A 16,314-nucleotide genomic window follows, 5' to 3' on the forward strand; every position below is an offset into this window, starting at 1 on the left:
AGACGAACCCGGGTGCGGCGCCCTAGAAGGTGCTGCCCATCTTCTCCAGGCGCTCGACGCGCTCGGGGATGGGCGGATGCGTCGAGAACAGCCGCGCCATGACGCCCGGCTTCAGTGGGTCGTTGATCCAGAGGTGCGCCATCGAGGAGTTCTGCTTGCGCATCGGCCGGCCGTACGCCTCGAGCTTCAGGAGGGCGCTGGCCAGCGCATCCGGATGCCGCGTAGTCATCGCGCCGGTCGCATCGGCCAAGTACTCCCGCTGCCGCGAGACGGCGAGCTGCACCAGCGTGGCGACCAGCGGGGCGACGATCGCCGCGATCAGCCCGAAGACCAGCACCACGGGGTTCCCGCCACCGTTGTTGTTGTTGTTGCGGTTGCCGCCGAAGAACGCCATGCGCAGGAAGATGTCGGCGATGAAGCCGATCGCGACCGTCAGGCCGAAGACGATCATCCCGAGCCGGATGTCGTAGTTGCGGACGTGCCCGAGCTCGTGCGCCATGACGCCCTCGAGCTCGGCGTCGGTCATGATGTCGAGGAGCCCCGTGGTCGCGGCGACCGATGCGTGCTGTGGGTCACGCCCGGTGGCGAAGGCGTTGGGCGCTGGGTCGTTCACGACGTAGACGGCGGGCATCGGGGTGCCGGTCGTAATCGACAGGTTTTCGACGACGTTCCAGAGCCGCGGGTTGTCGGCCTTCGTGATCGGGACCGCGCCTGACATGCTCAGCGCCTGGCTGCTCGCCAGGTAGTACTGGAAGACGGCGTAGAGCACCGCTCCGACGAGCACGACGACGAGGATCGTGTAGCTCTGGTAGATGTACGCCGCCAGCCATCCGAGCGCACCGATGAGGACCAGGAACAGCAGGATGATGAAGACGGTGTTGCGCTTGTTCCTGGCGATCGCCCTGTACATTTACGCCCTAGAACTGGACGCGCGGGGGCTCAGCGATCGCGGCGAGGTTGTCGACCTCGAAGAACTCGCGCTCGGTGAAGCCCAGACGTCGGGCGAACATGTTGTTGGGGAACACCTTGATCTTGGTGTTGAACTCCCGCACGCCGCCGTTGTAGAACCGGCGCGAGGCCTGGATCTTGTCCTCGGTGTCGACGAGGTCGGCCTGGAGCCGCAGGAAGTTCTGGCTCGCCTGCAGCTGCGGGTACGCCTCGGCCACCGCGAAGATGCTCTTCAGTGCCGTCTGCATGTGGTTCTCGGCGACGGACGCCTCGCCAGGGCTCTGCGCGGACAGCGTCTCGGCGCGCGCCTGAGTGACGGACTCGAAGACGCCCTTCTCGTGCGCCGCGTAGCCCTTCACCGTCTCGATGAGGTTCGGGATGAGGTCGGCACGACGCTTGAGCTGCACCGTGATGTCGCTCCACGCCTCGTCGACGCGCACCTTCAGCGTGACGAGGGAGTTGTAGGTGGCCCACAAGTAGATCCCGATGATCGCCACGATGACGACGACGATGATGACCGGAATGAGCCATTCCATGTTCGCAGAACTCCTTGTGTGCCAAGCCTCGGGTGACGCAGATGCGTTGTCGACATCCTAGCTTCGGGGGAGGCGGCTCCCACGGCGTTCCCATCACACTCGAAGCAAGCACCTGGCCAGTGGATAGGCGCCGATAGGCACGCGCAGACGCACCCGGCCGCACACCCGGGCCGCGCACCCGGCAGACCGCCGCAGGCGGCCCGGGTGCACAATGGGGGCGTGAGCGAGGTGGCGGAGCGCCGGCGTCCCGGACGGCCGCGCAAAGAACGCGGGGCGGGTTCGGCGCGCACAGGGATCCTCCGCGCGGCGGCCGAGGAGTTCGCCGAGCGCGGGTACGAGGCCGCATCCCTCCGCGCCATCGCCCGGCGCGCCGGCGTCGACTCGGCGCTCGTCCACCACTACTTCGACGGCAAGGCCGATTTGTTCGCGGCCACCCTGGAGGCGCCGCTGCGCCCGGACCGGATGCTCGAGATCGTGCTCGCCGGTCCGCGCGACGCGGTGGGCGAATCGCTGGTGCGCTACCTGCTGGAGCAGCTGGACGACGAGAAGTCGGCCCGGCGCATCGTCGTCATCCTGCGCACAGTCCTCGGCAGCGGACCCGGGACCCGGATGGTGCGCGAGTTCCTGACGCGCGAGGTGCTCTCCAAACTCGCCGCCCTCTCCGACGAGCCGGATGCGACCCTGCGGGCCGAGCTCGCCGCCTCACAGCTTGTCGGGGTCATGATGACGCGCTACGGGCTGCAAGTGGAGCCGATCGCGACCGCTCCGGCCGACGAGCTGGTGCGCCGCGTCGGTCCCGTGCTCCAGTACCACCTGTTCGGAGCGGCCGGCACACCGGTCTCTTGACGGACGGGCATCGGCAGGCGAATAATTCAGCACATGATGAATTCGCGGGATGGTGCCGGGGCGACGGCCGACACGACGGTCGACGCTGCCCTCGAGCCCGCGGTGGCGATCGAGGCGCTGCGCGTGCGTCGCGGGAGGACCGATGTCATCCCGGGCCTCGACCTGCACATCCGGCGCGGGCAGGTCGTCGGGCTGCTAGGACCGAGTGGATGCGGCAAGACGACGCTGATGCGTGCGATCGTCGGCGTGCAGAAGGTGAAGGGCGGGACGGTCACCGTGCTCGGCCAGCCCGCCGGTTCGGCCGTGCTGCGTCACCGCGTCGGCTACGTCACGCAGGCCGCGAGCGTCTACGACGACCTGACGATCCGGCAGAACCTGGACTACTTCCGCCGGGTGCTCGGCGCCGGGCGCGACGACGTGGATCGGGCCATCGGCGCAACGGACCTGGCCGAGCACTCCGGCCGGCTCGTCTCCACCCTCTCCGGCGGACAGCGCAGCCGCGTCTCTCTCGCCGCCGCGCTCCTCGGTTCGCCCGACCTGCTCGTGCTCGACGAGCCGACGGTGGGGCTCGACCCCTTGCTGCGGGTCGAACTGTGGGGCCTGTTCCACCGGCTGGCCGAGGCGGGAACGAGCCTGCTGGTCTCCAGCCACGTGATGGATGAGGCCACCCGCTGTGACCGTCTCATCCTGATGCGGGAGGGAGCCGTGCTGGCCGACGCGACGCCCGCGCAGCTGCTCGCCGAGACGGGTGCCGCCGACGCGGAGGGCGCCTTCCTCGCGCTGCTCCGTCGCCATCAAGCGAGACACGCTCTGCCCGAGACGGAGGAGGGGGCACGATGAACCCGACCCGGACGCTCGCGACCACCGGCCGCGTCCTCACCCAGATCCGGCACGACCCCCGCACTGTGGTGCTGCTGCTGGTCGTGCCGAGCCTGCTCATCGGCCTGGTGGCCTGGATCTTCACCGACACTCCGGTGTTCGCGACGATCGGTCCGGCCATCCTGGCGCTGTTCCCGTTCATCGTGATGTTCCTGGTCACCTCGATCACGACCCTCCGGGAGCGCCGCACGGGCACGCTGGAGCGGCTGCTGTCGATGCCTCTCGGCCGCGGCGACTTCATCCTCGGCTACACGATCGCCTTCGGGCTGATCGCGATCGTCCAGGCGCTCATCGCCTCGGCGTACGCGATCTGGGTGTGCGGTCTCGATGTGAAGGGAGACCCCTGGCTGCTCGTCGCGGTCGCGGTGGTGGATGCGGTGCTCGGCAGCACGCTGGGCCTGTTCGCGAGCGCGTTCGCCCGCACGGAATTCCAGGTGGTGCAGTTCATGCCGCTGCTGGTCTTCCCGCAGATCCTGCTCGGCGGCATCTTCCTCCCGCGCGACGACCTGCCGGCGGGCCTCCGCGAGATCAGCGACTGGCTGCCGCTGTCGCACGCGGTGGATGCGCTCAACGCCGTCGCGGGCGACACGCACGACGCTGCCTACGTGGGCGGCCAGCTACTCATCCTGGGCGCGTTCGCGCTCGCCGCCGTCATCCTCGGCGCCCTCACCCTCCAGCGCCGCACGGCCTGACCGGCGCCGATCCTTCCACGCCGACTCCTACTTGCGTCGGAGAAAGTGCTCCGGATCCCCGACGGACCGCGGTGCGGATGGAGTCTTCTTACGAATCAGACCTGCATCTCCGACGGAAGGCCGCGGATCTCCGACCGCAGCGAGCAGGGAGTGTGGGACGGCCTGTGGGCGACCACGGCGCGGCTACGCCCTCGCCTCGTCCGGAACCTGCAGTTCGGCGGTGCCCGTGTAGCGGTAACGGACCCGGGTGCCGGTCTGCGGCTCGTCGATCACGCGCCACTCGGTGCCGACGTTGTCACCGCCGACGATCGAGACGTCGCGGATGGTCTCCTTGGGCTTCCCATCGATGCACGACTGGATCACTTCCCCATAGACCTCGGAGTCGGGGTTGAGCAGCACTGCGATGTAGTGGTCCGACCGCTTGACCTCGTGTGCCGGCACCCAGAGCCGTTCGTCGAACTGCACGAGGGTCCGGCCGTCCGCCGTGCCGTGCGGCTTCACCCCGGTGACGATGCCGCCGAGCCAGGTGTCGCCGTCGCGGTAGGCGTACAGCTCGCGCATCGGCGATTCGTAGTCGGCCTCGTCGGCCCCGTCCTCGTCCAAGTAGTCCAGCGGTGACGTCATGAACCGCACCCTACTCCCCGCTAGAGCGGTGTTGCGAGCGCGGTCGCGAGCAGCGGCGCGAGGTCTCCGCGGGCGCCCTCCGCGACCTCCACGCGCTCCAGCCCCTGCCAGGCCGCCGTCTCCGCGAGCAGCGGCAGGAGGCGATCCAGCGTCGCCGGCGGCGCTCCCGGTTCGGTCCACGCTGACTGGATGCGCAGCACGCCCGCCTGCCGGTCGCTCTTCAGGTCGATGCGGCCGACCAGGGCGTCGTTGAGGAGGATCGGCAGCGAGTAGTAGCCGAACACCCGCTTCGGGGCCGGAGTGTAGATCTCGATGCGGTAGTGGAAGCCGAACATCCGGAGCGCCCGGTCGCGGTACCAGACCACGGGGTCGAAAGGCGAGAGCAGGGCGGCGGCTTCCAGCTGTCGCGGCTTGCGGGCGTCGCGGTGCATCCAGGCGCGCACCGGCCGGCCCGCGCTCTCCCAGCCCGGGACCTGCACCGGGACGAGCTCGCCCGCATCCTCGAGCTCCTGCAGCGCGACGGCGACGCGCGGGCCCTTGATCCGGTAATAGTCGGCGAAGTCGCGGGCGGTGCCGATGCCGTGCGCGACGGCGGCGCGGCGGAGCAGCTCGCGGATGGCGTCGTCGTCGCTCACCGTGCGGTCGAGGACGCTAGCGGGCAGCACGTCGGCGGTGAGGGCGTACCGGCGCTGGAAGCGCGTCCGGCCCGCGATGGCCACCTCACCGAACAGGAACATGCGCTCGAGCGCGCGTTTGACCTCCGACCATCCCCACCAGGGGCCGGTGCGGTGATTCGCATCGTGCTCGATCTCGCCTGCCAGCAGCGGCCCGTTGGCGGCGAGCTCACCGCGCAGCCAGTCGACAGTGCTCTCGTTGACCTCGTACCAGCTGCCCGGGCCGCCGTAGCTCTTCCGGTATTCGCGCATCCGCCAGGCGAACAGCGGCCAGTCCTCCTTGCGCATGAAGGCGGCCTCGTGCGCCCAATACTCGGTGTGCGGGCTGCGCGCGTCGTAGGTCAGCCGGTCGAGCAGCGTGCGGTCGTACCCACCCAGGCGTGCGAACGCGGGCAGGTAGTGGCTGCGCTCGAACACGTTGACGGAGTCGATCTGGAGCAGCCCCAGCCGGTCGATGAGCCCGTTCAGCTGCCGAGTGCCGACGACGGCCGGGCGCGGCCTCCCGAAACCTTGCGCGGCGAGCGCGATGCGTCGCGCGAGCGCGGGGGAGACCTGTTCGACCACGGCTCGACCTTACCGACAACCTCGGACACTCGACGTTCATCATCCCGTCACCGGCACGCGACCGGCCGGACGTCTGGCCTTTCTAGCGTGACGACGTCCGGGCGCTCCGCCCGGGCGACACCTTGCACTGGAGGAACCCGTGATCAACAAGCGCGCACGTGTCGCAGGCTTTGCCGCCGCGGCCGCCGTCGTCGCACTCTCGCTGTCCGCCTGCTCCGGCGGCGCGAATGCCAGCACCACCGACTCCGCCGCGATCGCCACCGCCACCGACGCTACGTCGGCCGGCGGAATGGATGCGCTGGTCGCCGCCGCGAAGAAGGAGGGCAGTCTCAACATCATCGCGACGCCCGGCGACTGGGCGAACTACCAGGAGATCTTCGACGGCTTCACCAAGAAGTACGGCATCACGATCAACCCGAGCCAGGACAGCGCGTCCAGCCAGGAGGAGATCGACGCCGCGAAGAAGCTCAAGGGCCAGGACACGGCGCCAGACACCTTCGACATCGGCTCGTCTGTGGCTCTGGCGAACACGCAGTACTTCGCGGCGTACAAGCCGACCGGCTGGGACGACATCCCCGAGGCCCAGAAGGAGAAGGACGGCCTCTGGAAGGTCGGCTACTACGGCGTCATGGCGGTCGGCTACGACGCCAACAAGATCAAGACCGCGCCGAAGTCGTTCGACGACCTCCTGAAGCCGGAATTCAAGGGCGCCGTCGCGCTCAACGGCAACCCGACCCAGGCGGCCGCCGCAGCCGGCGCCGTCGCCTACGCCAGCCTGCAGAACGGCGGGACGCTCGACGACCTGAAGCCGGGCGTGGACTGGTTCGCGAAGCTGAAGAAGGCGGGCAACTGGAACGCCGCCGACGGCAAGCCGAACACCATCGCCTCGGGGGAGACCCCTGTGCTGCTCGACTGGTCGTTCAACCAGAAGGGCTACGCCACCTCCGACACCATCAAGGGCGGCGGCGTGAAATGGGAGTACGTCGTGCTCCCGGGCACCGCGTACGTCGGCTACTACAACCAGGCCATCAACAAGGACGCCCCGCACCCCGCGGCCGCGCGCCTCTGGGAGGAGTACCTCTACAGCGACGCAGCCCAGAACGCCTGGCTGAAGGGTGGCGCCTACCCGGCGCGCGTCGACGCCATGGAGAAGGCCGGAACGCTCGACAAGGACGAGTTCCCGGGCAAGCTGGACGAGGTCGCCGTCATGACCGACAAGCAGGCAACCGACGCGGGCACCCTGCTCAGCTCCACCTGGGCCAACGCGGTCGGCTGATGACCGAGACCGTCACAGGCGCTGCGGCGCCGGCGGTCGACCGTGCTGCCGCCGGAGTCTCCGTCACGGAGATCCGGCGGCAGCCGTCGTCGGCCAGACCACCCGCCGAGCGCACCCGCCGGCGCGGCCGTGGCGTCGCGGCCGTCCTCGGCCTGACACCCTTCGCGTTCTACGTCGTGGTGTTCCTGGCGGTGCCGACCGTGGTCGCGGTCGGCAGCGGCTTCGTGGATGACGCGGGCCGCTTCACCTGGTCGAACCTCACCGGCCTCGCCGAGCCGGCCATCGCCGGCTCATTCTTCGGCGCCTTCTGGCTTTCGGCGGTGACCGCGGTGGTCGGCGCGATCGCCGGCGCCGCGCTCTGCTTCGCCATGCTCCGCTCGCGCCCCGGCGGGGTGGCGCGCTCGCTGGTCGACTCGGCCAGCAGCGTCCTCGCCCAGTTCGGTGGTGTCATGCTCGCCTTCGCGTTCATCGCGACCATCGGCGCGCAGGGACTGGTCACCGTGCTCTTGCGGAACTTCGCCCACATCAACATCTACGAGAACGGCATCTGGCTGTACACCGTTCCCGGGCTCATCCTGCCGTACCTCTACTTCCAGATCCCGCTGATGGTGATCACCTTCCTGCCGGCGCTGGAGGGTCTGCGGCCCCAGTGGCTGGAGGCGACGGCGACCCTCGGCGGCAGCCGCTGGACCTATTGGACGCGCGTGGGCGGCCCCATCCTGCTGCCGTCGTTCCTCGGCAGCCTGCTGCTGCTCTTCGCCAACGCGTTCTCCTCGTACGCGACGGCCGCTGCGCTGGTCGGCCAGGCGAACAACATCGTCTCGCTGCAGATCCGGCAGGCGCTGATCAGCGAGACCGTGCTCGGTCGCGCCAACCTGGCGGGCGCGATGGCCCTCGGGATGCTGCTGGTCATGGTCGTCGTCATGCTCGGCTACTCGGCGCTGGTCCGCCGCACGGCGAGGTGGCAGCGATGAGCCGCGCCGTCGAGGCACGGCCACGCCGCCGTCCTGCGCCGCAGCTCCGGCTGGGACCGGGGCCGGCCGTCCGCGCGGTCATCTGGACGGTGCTCGGGCTCTTCTTCCTCATCCCGCTGTTCTCCATGGTGGAGTTCACCCTCCGCACCGCGAAGCCCGGCGTCTACAACCTTGACCGCTGGGTCGCCGTCTTCTCCGGCGAGACGACGCGGTACGACCGCGTGTACCAGGGCCTCGGCAACTCCCTGGTGCTGGCCGTCGTGACGGTCGCGATCGTGCTGCTGGTGCTGCTACCGACGATCGTGCTGGTCGAGCTGCGGTTCCCCAAGCTCCGGCGGCTGCTGGAGGCGGTCTGCCTGCTGCCGATCATGATCCCGGCGATCGTCATGGTGGTGGGCCTCGCGCCGACGTACGCCGTGGTCACCGAGGTCTTCGGCTCAGGCGCCTGGACGCTCGCCTTCGCGTACGGCATCACCGTGCTGCCGTACGCCTATCGCGCCATCCAGAGCAACGTCGCGGCCGTCGACATGATCACCCTGAGTGAGGCGGCGCGGTCCCTCGGCGCCGGCTGGGCGACCGTCTTCTCAGCAGTGCTGGTGCCGAACCTGCGCCGCGGCATCCTGGCCGCCTCCGCCCTGTCGGTGGCCGTCGTGCTCGGCGAGTTCACGATCGCTTCGCTGCTGTCCCGCGTCAACCTGCAGACCTCCCTGCTGCTGGTGTCGCAATCCGACCCCTTCGTCGCGGTCATCTTCGCGCTCCTCGCGCTGGTGTTCGCGTTCGTCCTCCTCATCGTCGTCGACCGCCTCGTGAGCGTGCGTCGCCGGCGTCCAGCGAAAGGCTGACATGACCGCCCTCGACACCCCACTCCTCTCGTCCCGCACCGGCTCGACCGTCGAACTGCGCGACCTCGTCCGCGACTTCGGCGGCGGCGCCGGGCTCTCCGGATTCGACCTGGTCGCAGCGCCCGGCGAGCTCATCGCCCTGCTCGGGCCGAGCGGCTGCGGCAAGACCACCGCGCTGCGCTCGCTCGCCGGGCTGGAGCGGGTGGACAGCGGCAGCATCCTGATCGACGGCAGCGACGTCACGGACGAGCCGACCAGCCGCCGAGACCTCGGGATGGTGTTCCAGTCGTACTCGCTGTTCCCGCACCTGACCGTCGGCCAGAACGTCGAGTTCGGCCTGCGGATGCGGAAAGTCGCGCCCGTCGATCGCCGACGCCGCGCCGCGGAGGCGCTGGAGCTCGTCGGACTCGACCACCACGCCGGCCGCTACGCCCACCAGCTGTCCGGGGGTCAGCAGCAGCGTGTCGCCCTTGCCCGGGCGCTCGTGACAGAGCCGCGCGTCCTGCTGCTCGACGAGCCGCTCTCGGCGCTCGACGCCAAAGTGCGGGTGCAGCTGCGGGATGAGATCCGCCGCATCCAGACCGAGTTCGGCATCACCACGTTCTTCGTCACCCACGACCAGGAGGAGGCGCTCGCCGTCGCCGACCGCGTCGCCGTCATGCGCGCGGGCCGGATCGAGCAGATCGGCAGCCCGGAGGAGCTCTACCACCGCCCGGAGACGGCGTTCGTGGCAGAGTTCGTGGGGCTGACGAACCGTGTGGAGGGGACGGTCGCCGACGGCAGGCTGCGAGTGCTCGGGCAGGAGGTTCCGCTGGCGTCCCCGGCGGCCGACGGCCCGGTCACCGCCTACCTGAGGCCGGAGGATGTGCTGCTCACGGCCGCCGGCATCCCCGCCGTCGTGCTCACCACCAGCTTCCTGGGGGCGCTCCGTCGCACGCGGGTGCGGCTCGAGGACGGCACCGAACTGTCGCTGCAGCACGGTGCGCGCGAGCGACCCGAGCCCGGCGACCGCGTCGAGCTCGGCCTGACCGGGTCGCCGGTGACCGTGGCGGAACGCACCGTCGCGGGCGTGTGACCGCGACCGCGGATACACGCTGGCCCGGCAGCTGTGAAGGGGCCCGGCGTGGCGCCCGGGCTGCATTGATCCGCGACTCCCGCGGCCTACACTGACACGCATGTCCGACACCGACCGCCCCGTCCCGCCGCCCGTCACCGCGCCCGGCGCCGAGTCGGCCAACCAGGCGCCCGCGCGCTCCTGGTTCCAGCGCCGCCGTCGCGAGCTCGGCGAGCCCGCCGAAACCATCGACGAGGCGGTTCCGCGGGGGATGCGCCTCGCGGGCGCCTGGTCGTGGCGTCTGCTGGTGATCGGCGCCGTCATCGCCGTGATCATCTTCCTCATCATCCAGCTCAAGCTGATCGTCATCCCGGTGCTCATCGCCGTGCTGCTGTCGGGGCTGCTGGTCCCGTTCAAGGACTTCCTCATCCGGCACCGCTGGCCCAAGTGGCTGGCGATCCTGACGGTGCTGATCGCGCTCGTCATCATCGTCGGCGGCCTGTTCTACCTCGCGATCTGGCAGGTGACCAGACAGAGCGGCGAATTGCAGAAGCAGTCCGTCGACGCATTCAACGGCCTCCAGCAGTGGCTCACCACCGGTCCGCTCGGACTCAGCCAGGACCAGATCAGCAGCGCGTTCGCCTCGATCGGGAAGTCCGTCCAGCAGGACGGCCAGGTCTTCCTCTCGGGTGCGCTGTCGGTCGGATCGACGCTCGGCCACGTCTTCGCGGGCGCGCTGCTGACGCTGTTCAGCACCATCTTCATCCTGATCGACGGCAAGAGCATCTGGGGATGGATCGTCCGCGTCTTCCCGAAGAACGCCCGCGCGGCGATCGATGGAGCGGGCCAGGCCGGCTGGGTGACCCTGCGGAACTTCGCGAAGGTGCAGGTGCTCGTGGCCTCCATCGACGCGCTCGGCATCGGGCTCGGCGCGTTCTTCCTCGGGCTGCCGCTCGTGATCCCGATCGCGGTCCTGGTGTTCCTCGGATCGTTCATCCCGGTCGTCGGCGCCGTGGTGACCGGTGCCCTGGCCATCTTCATCGCACTGGTGTTCAAGGGATGGGTCTTCGCCCTGATCATGCTCGGGGTGGTGCTGCTGGTGCAGCAGATCGAGGGCCACATCCTCCAGCCGCTGATCATGGGCAGCGCGGTGAAGGTGCATCCGCTCGCCGTGGTGCTCGCCGTGGCGGCCGGGTCGCTGCTCGCCGGTATCCCCGGCGCCCTCTTCGCGGTGCCGTTCGTCGCCGTGCTGAACGTCATGGTGCACTACATCTCCGGCGGAGCCTGGCGCAGCTCGCCGCCGACGCCGTGGCAGGATGCGCCCGACCGCGCCATCTGGGAGACGGTCCCGCGCGCCGTCCGCCGGCCTCCGGGCAAGGCATGAGTCGCCGCCTCTTCGCGGGCCCCATGCGGCCCGGAGAATACGACCGCCGCTAGGCTGAGCCCGTGGCAACCGCGACCGAACACACGCGCACCCCGTTCGCAGGTCCGAGCCTGGACGAGTTCGAGGCTGCGCGCGCCATCGTGGCCCGGGTGGCGCAGCCGACCCCGATGGAGAGCTCGCGCTTCCTGACCGACCTCCTCGGCGCGCCGGTCCTCCTGAAGTGCGAGAACCTCCAGCGCACGGGCTCCTACAAGATCCGCGGCGCCTACAACCGGATGTCCAAGCTGAACGCCGAGGAGCGCGCCCGCGGAGTCGTGGCGGCGTCGGCGGGCAACCACGCGCAGGGCGTCGCGTTCGCGGCGCGGGAACTGGGCATCCACGCGACGATCTTCATGCCGGTGGGCGTCGCCATCCCGAAGTTCCAGGCCACGCGGGCGTATGGGGCGGATGTGGTGCTGAGCGGCGGTTACGTCGACGAGACGCTGCGCGCCGCCGCCGACTTCGCGGCCGAGACCGGGGCCGTCCTCATCCCGCCCTTCGACCATCCCGATGTCGTGGCCGGTCAGGGCACGCTGGGCCTCGAGATCCTCGAAGCGGTACCCGACGTCGAGACCATCGTCGTCCCGATCGGCGGAGGCGGGCTCATCTCGGGCGTCGCCAGCGCGGTCAAGCAGCGCGCGGCCGCCGACGGGCGGTCCGTGCGGGTCATCGGCGTCCAGGCGGCGAACGCGGCCGCCTATCCGCCGTCCCTCGCCGCGGGCGAGCCGACGGACATCTCGCTGGTCGCCACCATCGCGGACGGCATCGCCGTCAGCCGGCCGGGAGCCCTGAACTTCCAGATCATCCGCGACGCCGTGGACGAAGTCGTGACCGTCTCCGAGGACGACATCGCCCGCGCCATGGTCGTGCTGCTCGAACGGGCGAAGCTCGTCGTGGAGCCGGCCGGTGCGGCCGGGGTGGCGGCCATCCTCGCCGGAGCGGTGCACGCGCAGGGAACGACCGTCGCCATCCTCTCCGGGGGCAACATCGACCCGCTGCTGATGCAGCGCGTGATCAGCCAGGGCCTTGCCGCGGCGGATCGCTACCTCAAGCTCAGGATCATGCTTCCCGACCGCCCGGGCCAGCTCGCACGGATCGCCGAGATCCTCGCCGGCGTCAATGCCAACGTGGTGGAGGTGCTGCACACCCGGCACGGGCGCGGGATGCAGCTGAGCCAGGTCGAGCTCGACGTCAGCGTGGAGACGCGGGGCACGGAGCACCGTGGCTACGTCATCGACGCGCTCCGCGCGGCCGGCTACGACCCCGTCGTCGACGACGAATAGCCCGCTCCTTCCCTTCCTCTTCTACGCAAACAGCTCCTGAGTTTTTCGCCGATTTCCTTTCGGAAGGCGGAAAAACTCAGGAGCTGTTGGCTTGAGGCAGAAAGGGCAGGGGTCAGCCGGTGTAGGTCTCGACCTTGGTGACCTCGACGGCGATCTGGCGGCCGTTCGGGGCCGTGTACTCCGTCTTGTCGCCGACCTTGAGGCCCAAGATGGCCGCGCCGAGCGGGCTCTGCTCGCTGTAGACGGGGAGGTCGGTGCCGGCCGCGATCTCGCGGTTGCCGATCAGGAACACGCTCTCGTCCCCGGCGATCGTCGCGGTGATGACCGTGCCGGGCTCGACCACTCCGTGGCTCTCCGGCGCGGCGCCGACAGTGGCGCTGCGCAGCAGATTGGTCAGCTGGACGATGCGGGCCTCGATCTTGCCCTGCTCGTCCTTCGCGGCGTGGTAGCCGCCGTTCTCCTTGAGGTCGCCCTCTTCGCGGGCCGCCTCGATGCGCTTCGCGATCTCGTTGCGGCCGTTGACGCTGAGCTCTTCGAGTTCGGCCGACAGACGGTCGTACGCGTCCTGGGTCAAGAAACTGACCTGCGACTCCTGAGACATGATGAACTCCTTTGCGCTGCGGCCGTGGCCGCAGTTGAAATAGCACCGTGGATAGGGCCGGTTCGGTACCGGTGCTAAAGCCGACGCCCCGGCGATGCCGGGGCGTATCCGGACAATACTAGGCCAGCCAGCAGGTGTTGATCAAACCTGTGTTGGGCTTCATGACCGTTCGGATCGCCTCGCTGTGGGTGGTGACGCGCGACGGCGATCCCGGGTATTCGACGATCCGCCAGCCGACGATCGCGAAGTCCTCGTTGAGGGCCTGGAGCGCACACGTCACGGGCGTTCCGACCGGCGCGTTGATCGTGAACGAGATGTCGACGTGGTGGTCGTCCGGGATGGTGAAGGCGGTGTCGGTCGTCTCCAGGTTGGCCTGGTCGTTGTCCCAGCCCGCCCAGAAGACCCAGGCGGTGACGATCGCGACGACGGCCAGCGCTCCGCCGATCAGCAGCCAGCGATCGCGGCGCTTGCGTTCGCGGGTACGCCCGTAGCGGGTGTCGAGGTTCGGGGTCGCCGTCATGCGTGCACCGCCATGCCGTCCAGCTCCGCCTCCCGCGTCTGAGGCCTGCCGCCGGGCGACGGTAGGCTGAGACCAGACTAGGAGAGAAAGCTGTGAATGCTGACGCCCGCCGGCTGATGGCCGTGCACGCCCATCCCGATGACGAGTCCAGCAAAGGCGCCGGGACGTACGCGTCGTACGTGCGCCGGGGCGACGAGGTCATGGTGGTCAGCTGCACCGGCGGCGAGCGCGGCGACGTCCTCAACGAGCGGCTTGCCCCCGACGCGCTGGCCATGGCGTCGCGCGACCTCCCCGGCCTCCGCCGTCGGGAGATGGCGGCGGCGCAGGCGGTGCTCGGCATCCAGCACCGTTGGCTCGGCTACGTCGACTCGGGCATGGCTCGGGAGGACGGTACGCTGCCGCCGAACTCGTTCGCATCCATCCCGCTGGAGATCTCGGTCGCGCCGCTCGTGAAGCTCATCCGCTCGTTCCGCCCGCACGTGCTCGTCACGTACGACGAGAACGGCGGCTACCCGCATCCCGATCACATCCGCGCCCATGTGGTCGGTGTGGAGGCGTACCGTGCCGCCGCAGACCCGTCACGTTACCCGGAGCTCGGCGCGCCGTGGCAGGTCTCGAAGCTGTACTACGACCGGATCTTCAACGGCGAACGCGTCCGCGCTGTGCACGAGGCCCTGGTCGCCGCCCAGCCGTCGTCGCCGCTCCTCGAGCAGCTCACGCAGATGCGCTCGTGGATGGACGATGCGCCGTCGGTCGTGACCACGCGCGTCCCCGTGGGCGACGTCCTGGAGGTCCGGGATGCGGCCCTCCGGTCGCATGCCAGCCAGGTCGCGCCCGACAGCGCGTTCTTCTTCTGGCCCAACGACATCCTCCGCCAGGCGTGGCCGACGGAGGAGTTCCAGCTCATCGACTCGAAAGTGGAGACCGAGATGCCCGAGACCGACCTCTTCGCCGGCGTGGTGCCCGAGTGATCGCGGACGCCATCCTGCGCCTCTCCGTCCGGCTGGCGGCGACGCCCGCGCCGACGCCGTCGGGCGCGCCGAGCGATGACTCCGTCACCCCGGGGGTGCTCGGCTTCGTCGTCACCTTCTTCCTCGCGGTGGCCGTGGTCCTGCTCGTGCTCGACATGGTCCGTCGCATCCGCCGGGTGCGGTACCGGGCGGAGATCGCCGAAAAGCTGGATGCGGAACAGGCCGGCGAGGATCGGGACGAGCCGGAGTCTCCCGCCCGCTGAGCCGGTTCACGGTCGGCACGCTGCGAAGGCGTTTCTCAGAAGGCCTGGGCGACGCGCTCCACGAGTAGTCCCAGCCCGATGAGCGTCATCGCGATCGCGGAGACGCGGGCCAGCACGATGGTGCCTCGTGGTCTTGCTGCGAGCAGCCGGCGCGCTAGCACGGCGACCGTCAGGTAGACGACGGCGCAGGTCGCCACGAAGAGTCCGCCGAGGAGCAGCATCTGCGCCGCGGGCGCCCACGCGCCGTGAGCCGTGGTCGTGGTGGTGAACTGCGGGACCAGGGCAACGAGCACCAGCAGGCCCTTCGGGTTGAAGCCGCTGACCCCGGCGCCGCGGAGGAACGACGCGAACGGCGAGACGCTTCCGTCGGCGGTGTGCGCCGAGAGAGGTCCGGCGGACCGCACGAGCCCGTTGATGCCGATCCACAGCAGGTACAGCGCGCCGCCGACAGTCAGCACGTCGAGCAGCACGGGGTTGGCGGCGACCAGAGCACCGAGCCCGACGGCGACCGCGACGACGACCAGGAGGTACCCGAACAGGATGCCGCCGATCGACGGCAGCAGCGCCCGCCCGCCGAGGCCCGCGGTGACCGCGTACGCCCAGTCGGCGCCCGGGGTGCAGACGAGCAGCGCCGCGACGCCCCAGAAACCCATGATCAGTGCCGGATCCATCTGTGCCTCCCTTTGCAGGAAAGCTATGGCGTTTTGGACCGCAAGTGCTTGCGAGTTCGGCGCGTTCACGCCGTTTCTGTGGAAGGATCTGCTTCATGGATGCGATTGACCGGGAGATCCTTGCTGCACTGCAGGAGGATGGCCGGCTGAGCCTCACGGACCTGGCTGCCCGGGTGGGGCTCACGCTGTCGCCCTGCCACCGGCGCGTCCGTGAGCTGGAGAACGCTGGTGTGATCGAGCAGTACCGCGCCGTGGTGTCGCCGGCGGCCGTCGGGCTCGATTTCGAGGCGATCGTGTTCGTGACGATCGACCGGACCGATCCGGAGACGGTCGGTGCTTTCGAGGAAGGCGTGCTCGCCATCCCGAACATCGTGCAGGCCGAGCGGCTCTTCGGCGACCCGGACTACATGCTGCGGGTGCTGACCGCAGACCTCACCGGGTACCAGGAGCTGTTCGACGGTCCGCTCGGGGCGCTGCCCGGAGTGCGCAAGCTGTCCTCGACCCTGGTCATGAAGCAGGTGACCGGTCGGCGGGCGCTGCCGACGTGAGTGCGGCGGGTGCCGGTCCTGTTTTCAGGACTCTCCTGTTTCAGGACTCTCCTGTTTTCAGGACTCTCCTGTTTTCAGGACTCTGGCGCTCTCCCGTGCAGCTACGTCCTGAATACACGACATGG

At 69.5% G+C, this 16,314-nt stretch carries 19 protein-coding genes; 12 read left to right on the forward strand and 7 right to left on the reverse strand.

Annotation, left to right across the window (positions count from 1 at the left end):
• Nucleotides 1–22: 22 nt before the first annotated feature.
• Both AB4Z18_RS05710 and AB4Z18_RS05715 read right to left on the reverse strand, forming a co-directional pair.
• Nucleotides 23–910, reverse strand: coding sequence for a M48 family metalloprotease (locus AB4Z18_RS05710; protein WP_441781727.1), 888 nt, complete (start codon nt 908–910; stop codon nt 23–25).
• A gap of 7 nt (nt 911–917) precedes the next feature.
• Nucleotides 918–1,484 carry a LemA family protein gene (locus tag AB4Z18_RS05715; protein WP_441781728.1) on the reverse strand — a complete coding sequence of 189 codons (567 nt, stop codon included), beginning with the start codon at nt 1,482–1,484 and terminating at the stop codon, nt 918–920.
• 219 nt (nt 1,485–1,703) lie between these two features.
• Here AB4Z18_RS05715 and AB4Z18_RS05720 point away from each other — a divergent pair, with 219 nt between their 5' ends.
• The 3 genes from AB4Z18_RS05720 to AB4Z18_RS05730 are packed head-to-tail and all read left to right on the forward strand — an operon-like array spanning nt 1,704 to nt 3,901.
• The gene (locus tag AB4Z18_RS05720) at nt 1,704–2,330 is read left to right on the forward strand and encodes a TetR/AcrR family transcriptional regulator (RefSeq protein ID WP_441781729.1); all 627 of its coding nucleotides are present in this window, start codon (nt 1,704–1,706) and stop codon (nt 2,328–2,330) included.
• A gap of 33 nt (nt 2,331–2,363) precedes the next feature.
• Nucleotides 2,364–3,170 (forward strand): ABC transporter ATP-binding protein, encoded by an 807-nt coding sequence (locus AB4Z18_RS05725; RefSeq protein WP_441781730.1) that lies wholly within the window; start codon nt 2,364–2,366, stop codon nt 3,168–3,170.
• Nucleotides 3,167–3,901, forward strand: coding sequence for an ABC transporter permease (locus AB4Z18_RS05730; protein WP_441781731.1), 735 nt, complete (start codon nt 3,167–3,169; stop codon nt 3,899–3,901). Before AB4Z18_RS05725 ends, AB4Z18_RS05730 begins: the two co-directional genes overlap by 4 nt.
• 183 nt (nt 3,902–4,084) lie before the next feature.
• On the opposite strand, the gene AB4Z18_RS05735 is transcribed toward AB4Z18_RS05730, so the two are convergent.
• Nucleotides 4,085–4,525 carry a hypothetical protein gene (locus AB4Z18_RS05735; RefSeq protein WP_441781732.1) on the reverse strand — a complete coding sequence of 147 codons (441 nt, stop codon included), beginning with the start codon at nt 4,523–4,525 and terminating at the stop codon, nt 4,085–4,087.
• Between the two features lie 20 nt (nt 4,526–4,545).
• Nucleotides 4,546–5,763 (reverse strand): winged helix-turn-helix domain-containing protein, encoded by a 1,218-nt coding sequence (locus AB4Z18_RS05740; protein ID WP_441781733.1) that lies wholly within the window; start codon nt 5,761–5,763, stop codon nt 4,546–4,548.
• 139 nt (nt 5,764–5,902) lie between these two features.
• On the opposite strand from AB4Z18_RS05740, the gene AB4Z18_RS05745 reads away from it, so the two are divergent.
• The 6 genes from AB4Z18_RS05745 to ilvA all read left to right on the forward strand — a co-directional run bounded on the left by AB4Z18_RS05745 (nt 5,903) and on the right by ilvA (nt 12,615).
• Nucleotides 5,903–7,039 (forward strand): ABC transporter substrate-binding protein, encoded by a 1,137-nt coding sequence (locus tag AB4Z18_RS05745; protein ID WP_441781734.1) that lies wholly within the window; start codon nt 5,903–5,905, stop codon nt 7,037–7,039.
• Entirely contained in the window at nt 7,018–8,013 is a 996-nt protein-coding gene (locus AB4Z18_RS05750; RefSeq protein ID WP_441782975.1) for an ABC transporter permease, read from the forward strand. The genes AB4Z18_RS05745 and AB4Z18_RS05750 overlap by 22 nt, the downstream gene beginning before the upstream one ends.
• The gene (locus AB4Z18_RS05755; protein ID WP_441781735.1) at nt 8,001–8,855 is read left to right on the forward strand and encodes an ABC transporter permease; all 855 of its coding nucleotides are present in this window, start codon (nt 8,001–8,003) and stop codon (nt 8,853–8,855) included. Before AB4Z18_RS05750 ends, AB4Z18_RS05755 begins: the two co-directional genes overlap by 13 nt.
• A gap of 1 nt (nt 8,856) precedes the next feature.
• Nucleotides 8,857–9,930: an ABC transporter ATP-binding protein gene (locus AB4Z18_RS05760; RefSeq protein ID WP_441781736.1), complete on the forward strand. Its 1,074-nt coding sequence runs from the start codon at nt 8,857–8,859 to the stop codon at nt 9,928–9,930.
• Nucleotides 9,931–10,030: 100 nt separating this feature from the next.
• Nucleotides 10,031–11,293, forward strand: coding sequence for an AI-2E family transporter (locus tag AB4Z18_RS05765; RefSeq protein ID WP_441781737.1), 1,263 nt, complete (start codon nt 10,031–10,033; stop codon nt 11,291–11,293).
• A 62-nt stretch (nt 11,294–11,355) separates the two neighbouring features.
• Complete coding sequence (gene ilvA, locus AB4Z18_RS05770; RefSeq protein ID WP_441781738.1) at nt 11,356–12,615, forward strand: threonine ammonia-lyase; 1,260 nt, start codon at nt 11,356–11,358, stop codon at nt 12,613–12,615.
• Between the two features lie 112 nt (nt 12,616–12,727).
• Here ilvA and greA read toward each other — a convergent pair whose 3' ends face one another.
• Nucleotides 12,728–13,216, reverse strand: a complete 489-nt coding sequence (greA, locus tag AB4Z18_RS05775; RefSeq protein WP_441781739.1) for a transcription elongation factor GreA — start codon at nt 13,214–13,216, stop codon at nt 12,728–12,730.
• 118 nt (nt 13,217–13,334) lie between these two features.
• Entirely contained in the window at nt 13,335–13,736 is a 402-nt protein-coding gene (locus tag AB4Z18_RS05780; protein ID WP_441781740.1) for a DUF4307 domain-containing protein, read from the reverse strand.
• A 116-nt stretch (nt 13,737–13,852) separates the two neighbouring features.
• Here AB4Z18_RS05780 and mca point away from each other — a divergent pair, with 116 nt between their 5' ends.
• Both mca and AB4Z18_RS05790 read left to right on the forward strand, forming a co-directional pair.
• The gene (mca, locus tag AB4Z18_RS05785; protein ID WP_441782976.1) at nt 13,853–14,707 is read left to right on the forward strand and encodes a mycothiol conjugate amidase Mca; all 855 of its coding nucleotides are present in this window, start codon (nt 13,853–13,855) and stop codon (nt 14,705–14,707) included.
• Nucleotides 14,704–14,970, forward strand: a complete 267-nt coding sequence (locus AB4Z18_RS05790; RefSeq protein WP_441781741.1) for a hypothetical protein — start codon at nt 14,704–14,706, stop codon at nt 14,968–14,970. Before mca ends, AB4Z18_RS05790 begins: the two co-directional genes overlap by 4 nt.
• A gap of 35 nt (nt 14,971–15,005) precedes the next feature.
• Here AB4Z18_RS05790 and AB4Z18_RS05795 read toward each other — a convergent pair whose 3' ends face one another.
• A complete protein-coding gene (locus tag AB4Z18_RS05795; protein WP_441781742.1) occupies nt 15,006–15,641 on the reverse strand; it encodes a LysE family translocator in 636 nt (211 codons plus the stop codon).
• A gap of 95 nt (nt 15,642–15,736) precedes the next feature.
• Here AB4Z18_RS05795 and AB4Z18_RS05800 point away from each other — a divergent pair, with 95 nt between their 5' ends.
• Entirely contained in the window at nt 15,737–16,189 is a 453-nt protein-coding gene (locus AB4Z18_RS05800) for an Lrp/AsnC family transcriptional regulator (RefSeq protein ID WP_441781743.1), read from the forward strand.
• Nucleotides 16,190–16,314 lie beyond the last annotated feature (125 nt).

It is taken from the genome of Leifsonia sp. 2TAF2 (genome assembly GCF_052115085.1).
GTDB lineage: Bacteria > Actinomycetota > Actinomycetes > Actinomycetales > Microbacteriaceae > Leifsonia.

Coding starts and splice junctions, on each gene's coding strand:
- AB4Z18_RS05710 (WP_441781727.1), bottom strand. CDS start 910: ATGTACAGGGCGATCGCCAGGAACAAGCGCAACACCGTCTTCATCATC.
- AB4Z18_RS05715 (WP_441781728.1), bottom strand. CDS start 1,484: ATGGAATGGCTCATTCCGGTCATCATCGTCGTCGTCATCGTGGCGATC.
- AB4Z18_RS05725 (WP_441781730.1), top strand. CDS start 2,364: ATGATGAATTCGCGGGATGGTGCCGGGGCGACGGCCGACACGACGGTC.
- AB4Z18_RS05730 (WP_441781731.1), top strand. CDS start 3,167: ATGAACCCGACCCGGACGCTCGCGACCACCGGCCGCGTCCTCACCCAG.
- AB4Z18_RS05735 (WP_441781732.1), bottom strand. CDS start 4,525: ATGACGTCACCGCTGGACTACTTGGACGAGGACGGGGCCGACGAGGCC.
- AB4Z18_RS05760 (WP_441781736.1), top strand. CDS start 8,857: ATGACCGCCCTCGACACCCCACTCCTCTCGTCCCGCACCGGCTCGACC.
- AB4Z18_RS05765 (WP_441781737.1), top strand. CDS start 10,031: ATGTCCGACACCGACCGCCCCGTCCCGCCGCCCGTCACCGCGCCCGGC.
- greA (WP_441781739.1), bottom strand. CDS start 13,216: ATGTCTCAGGAGTCGCAGGTCAGTTTCTTGACCCAGGACGCGTACGAC.
- AB4Z18_RS05780 (WP_441781740.1), bottom strand. CDS start 13,736: ATGACGGCGACCCCGAACCTCGACACCCGCTACGGGCGTACCCGCGAA.
- mca (WP_441782976.1), top strand. CDS start 13,853: ATGGCCGTGCACGCCCATCCCGATGACGAGTCCAGCAAAGGCGCCGGG.
- AB4Z18_RS05795 (WP_441781742.1), bottom strand. CDS start 15,641: ATGGATCCGGCACTGATCATGGGTTTCTGGGGCGTCGCGGCGCTGCTC.
- AB4Z18_RS05800 (WP_441781743.1), top strand. CDS start 15,737: ATGGATGCGATTGACCGGGAGATCCTTGCTGCACTGCAGGAGGATGGC.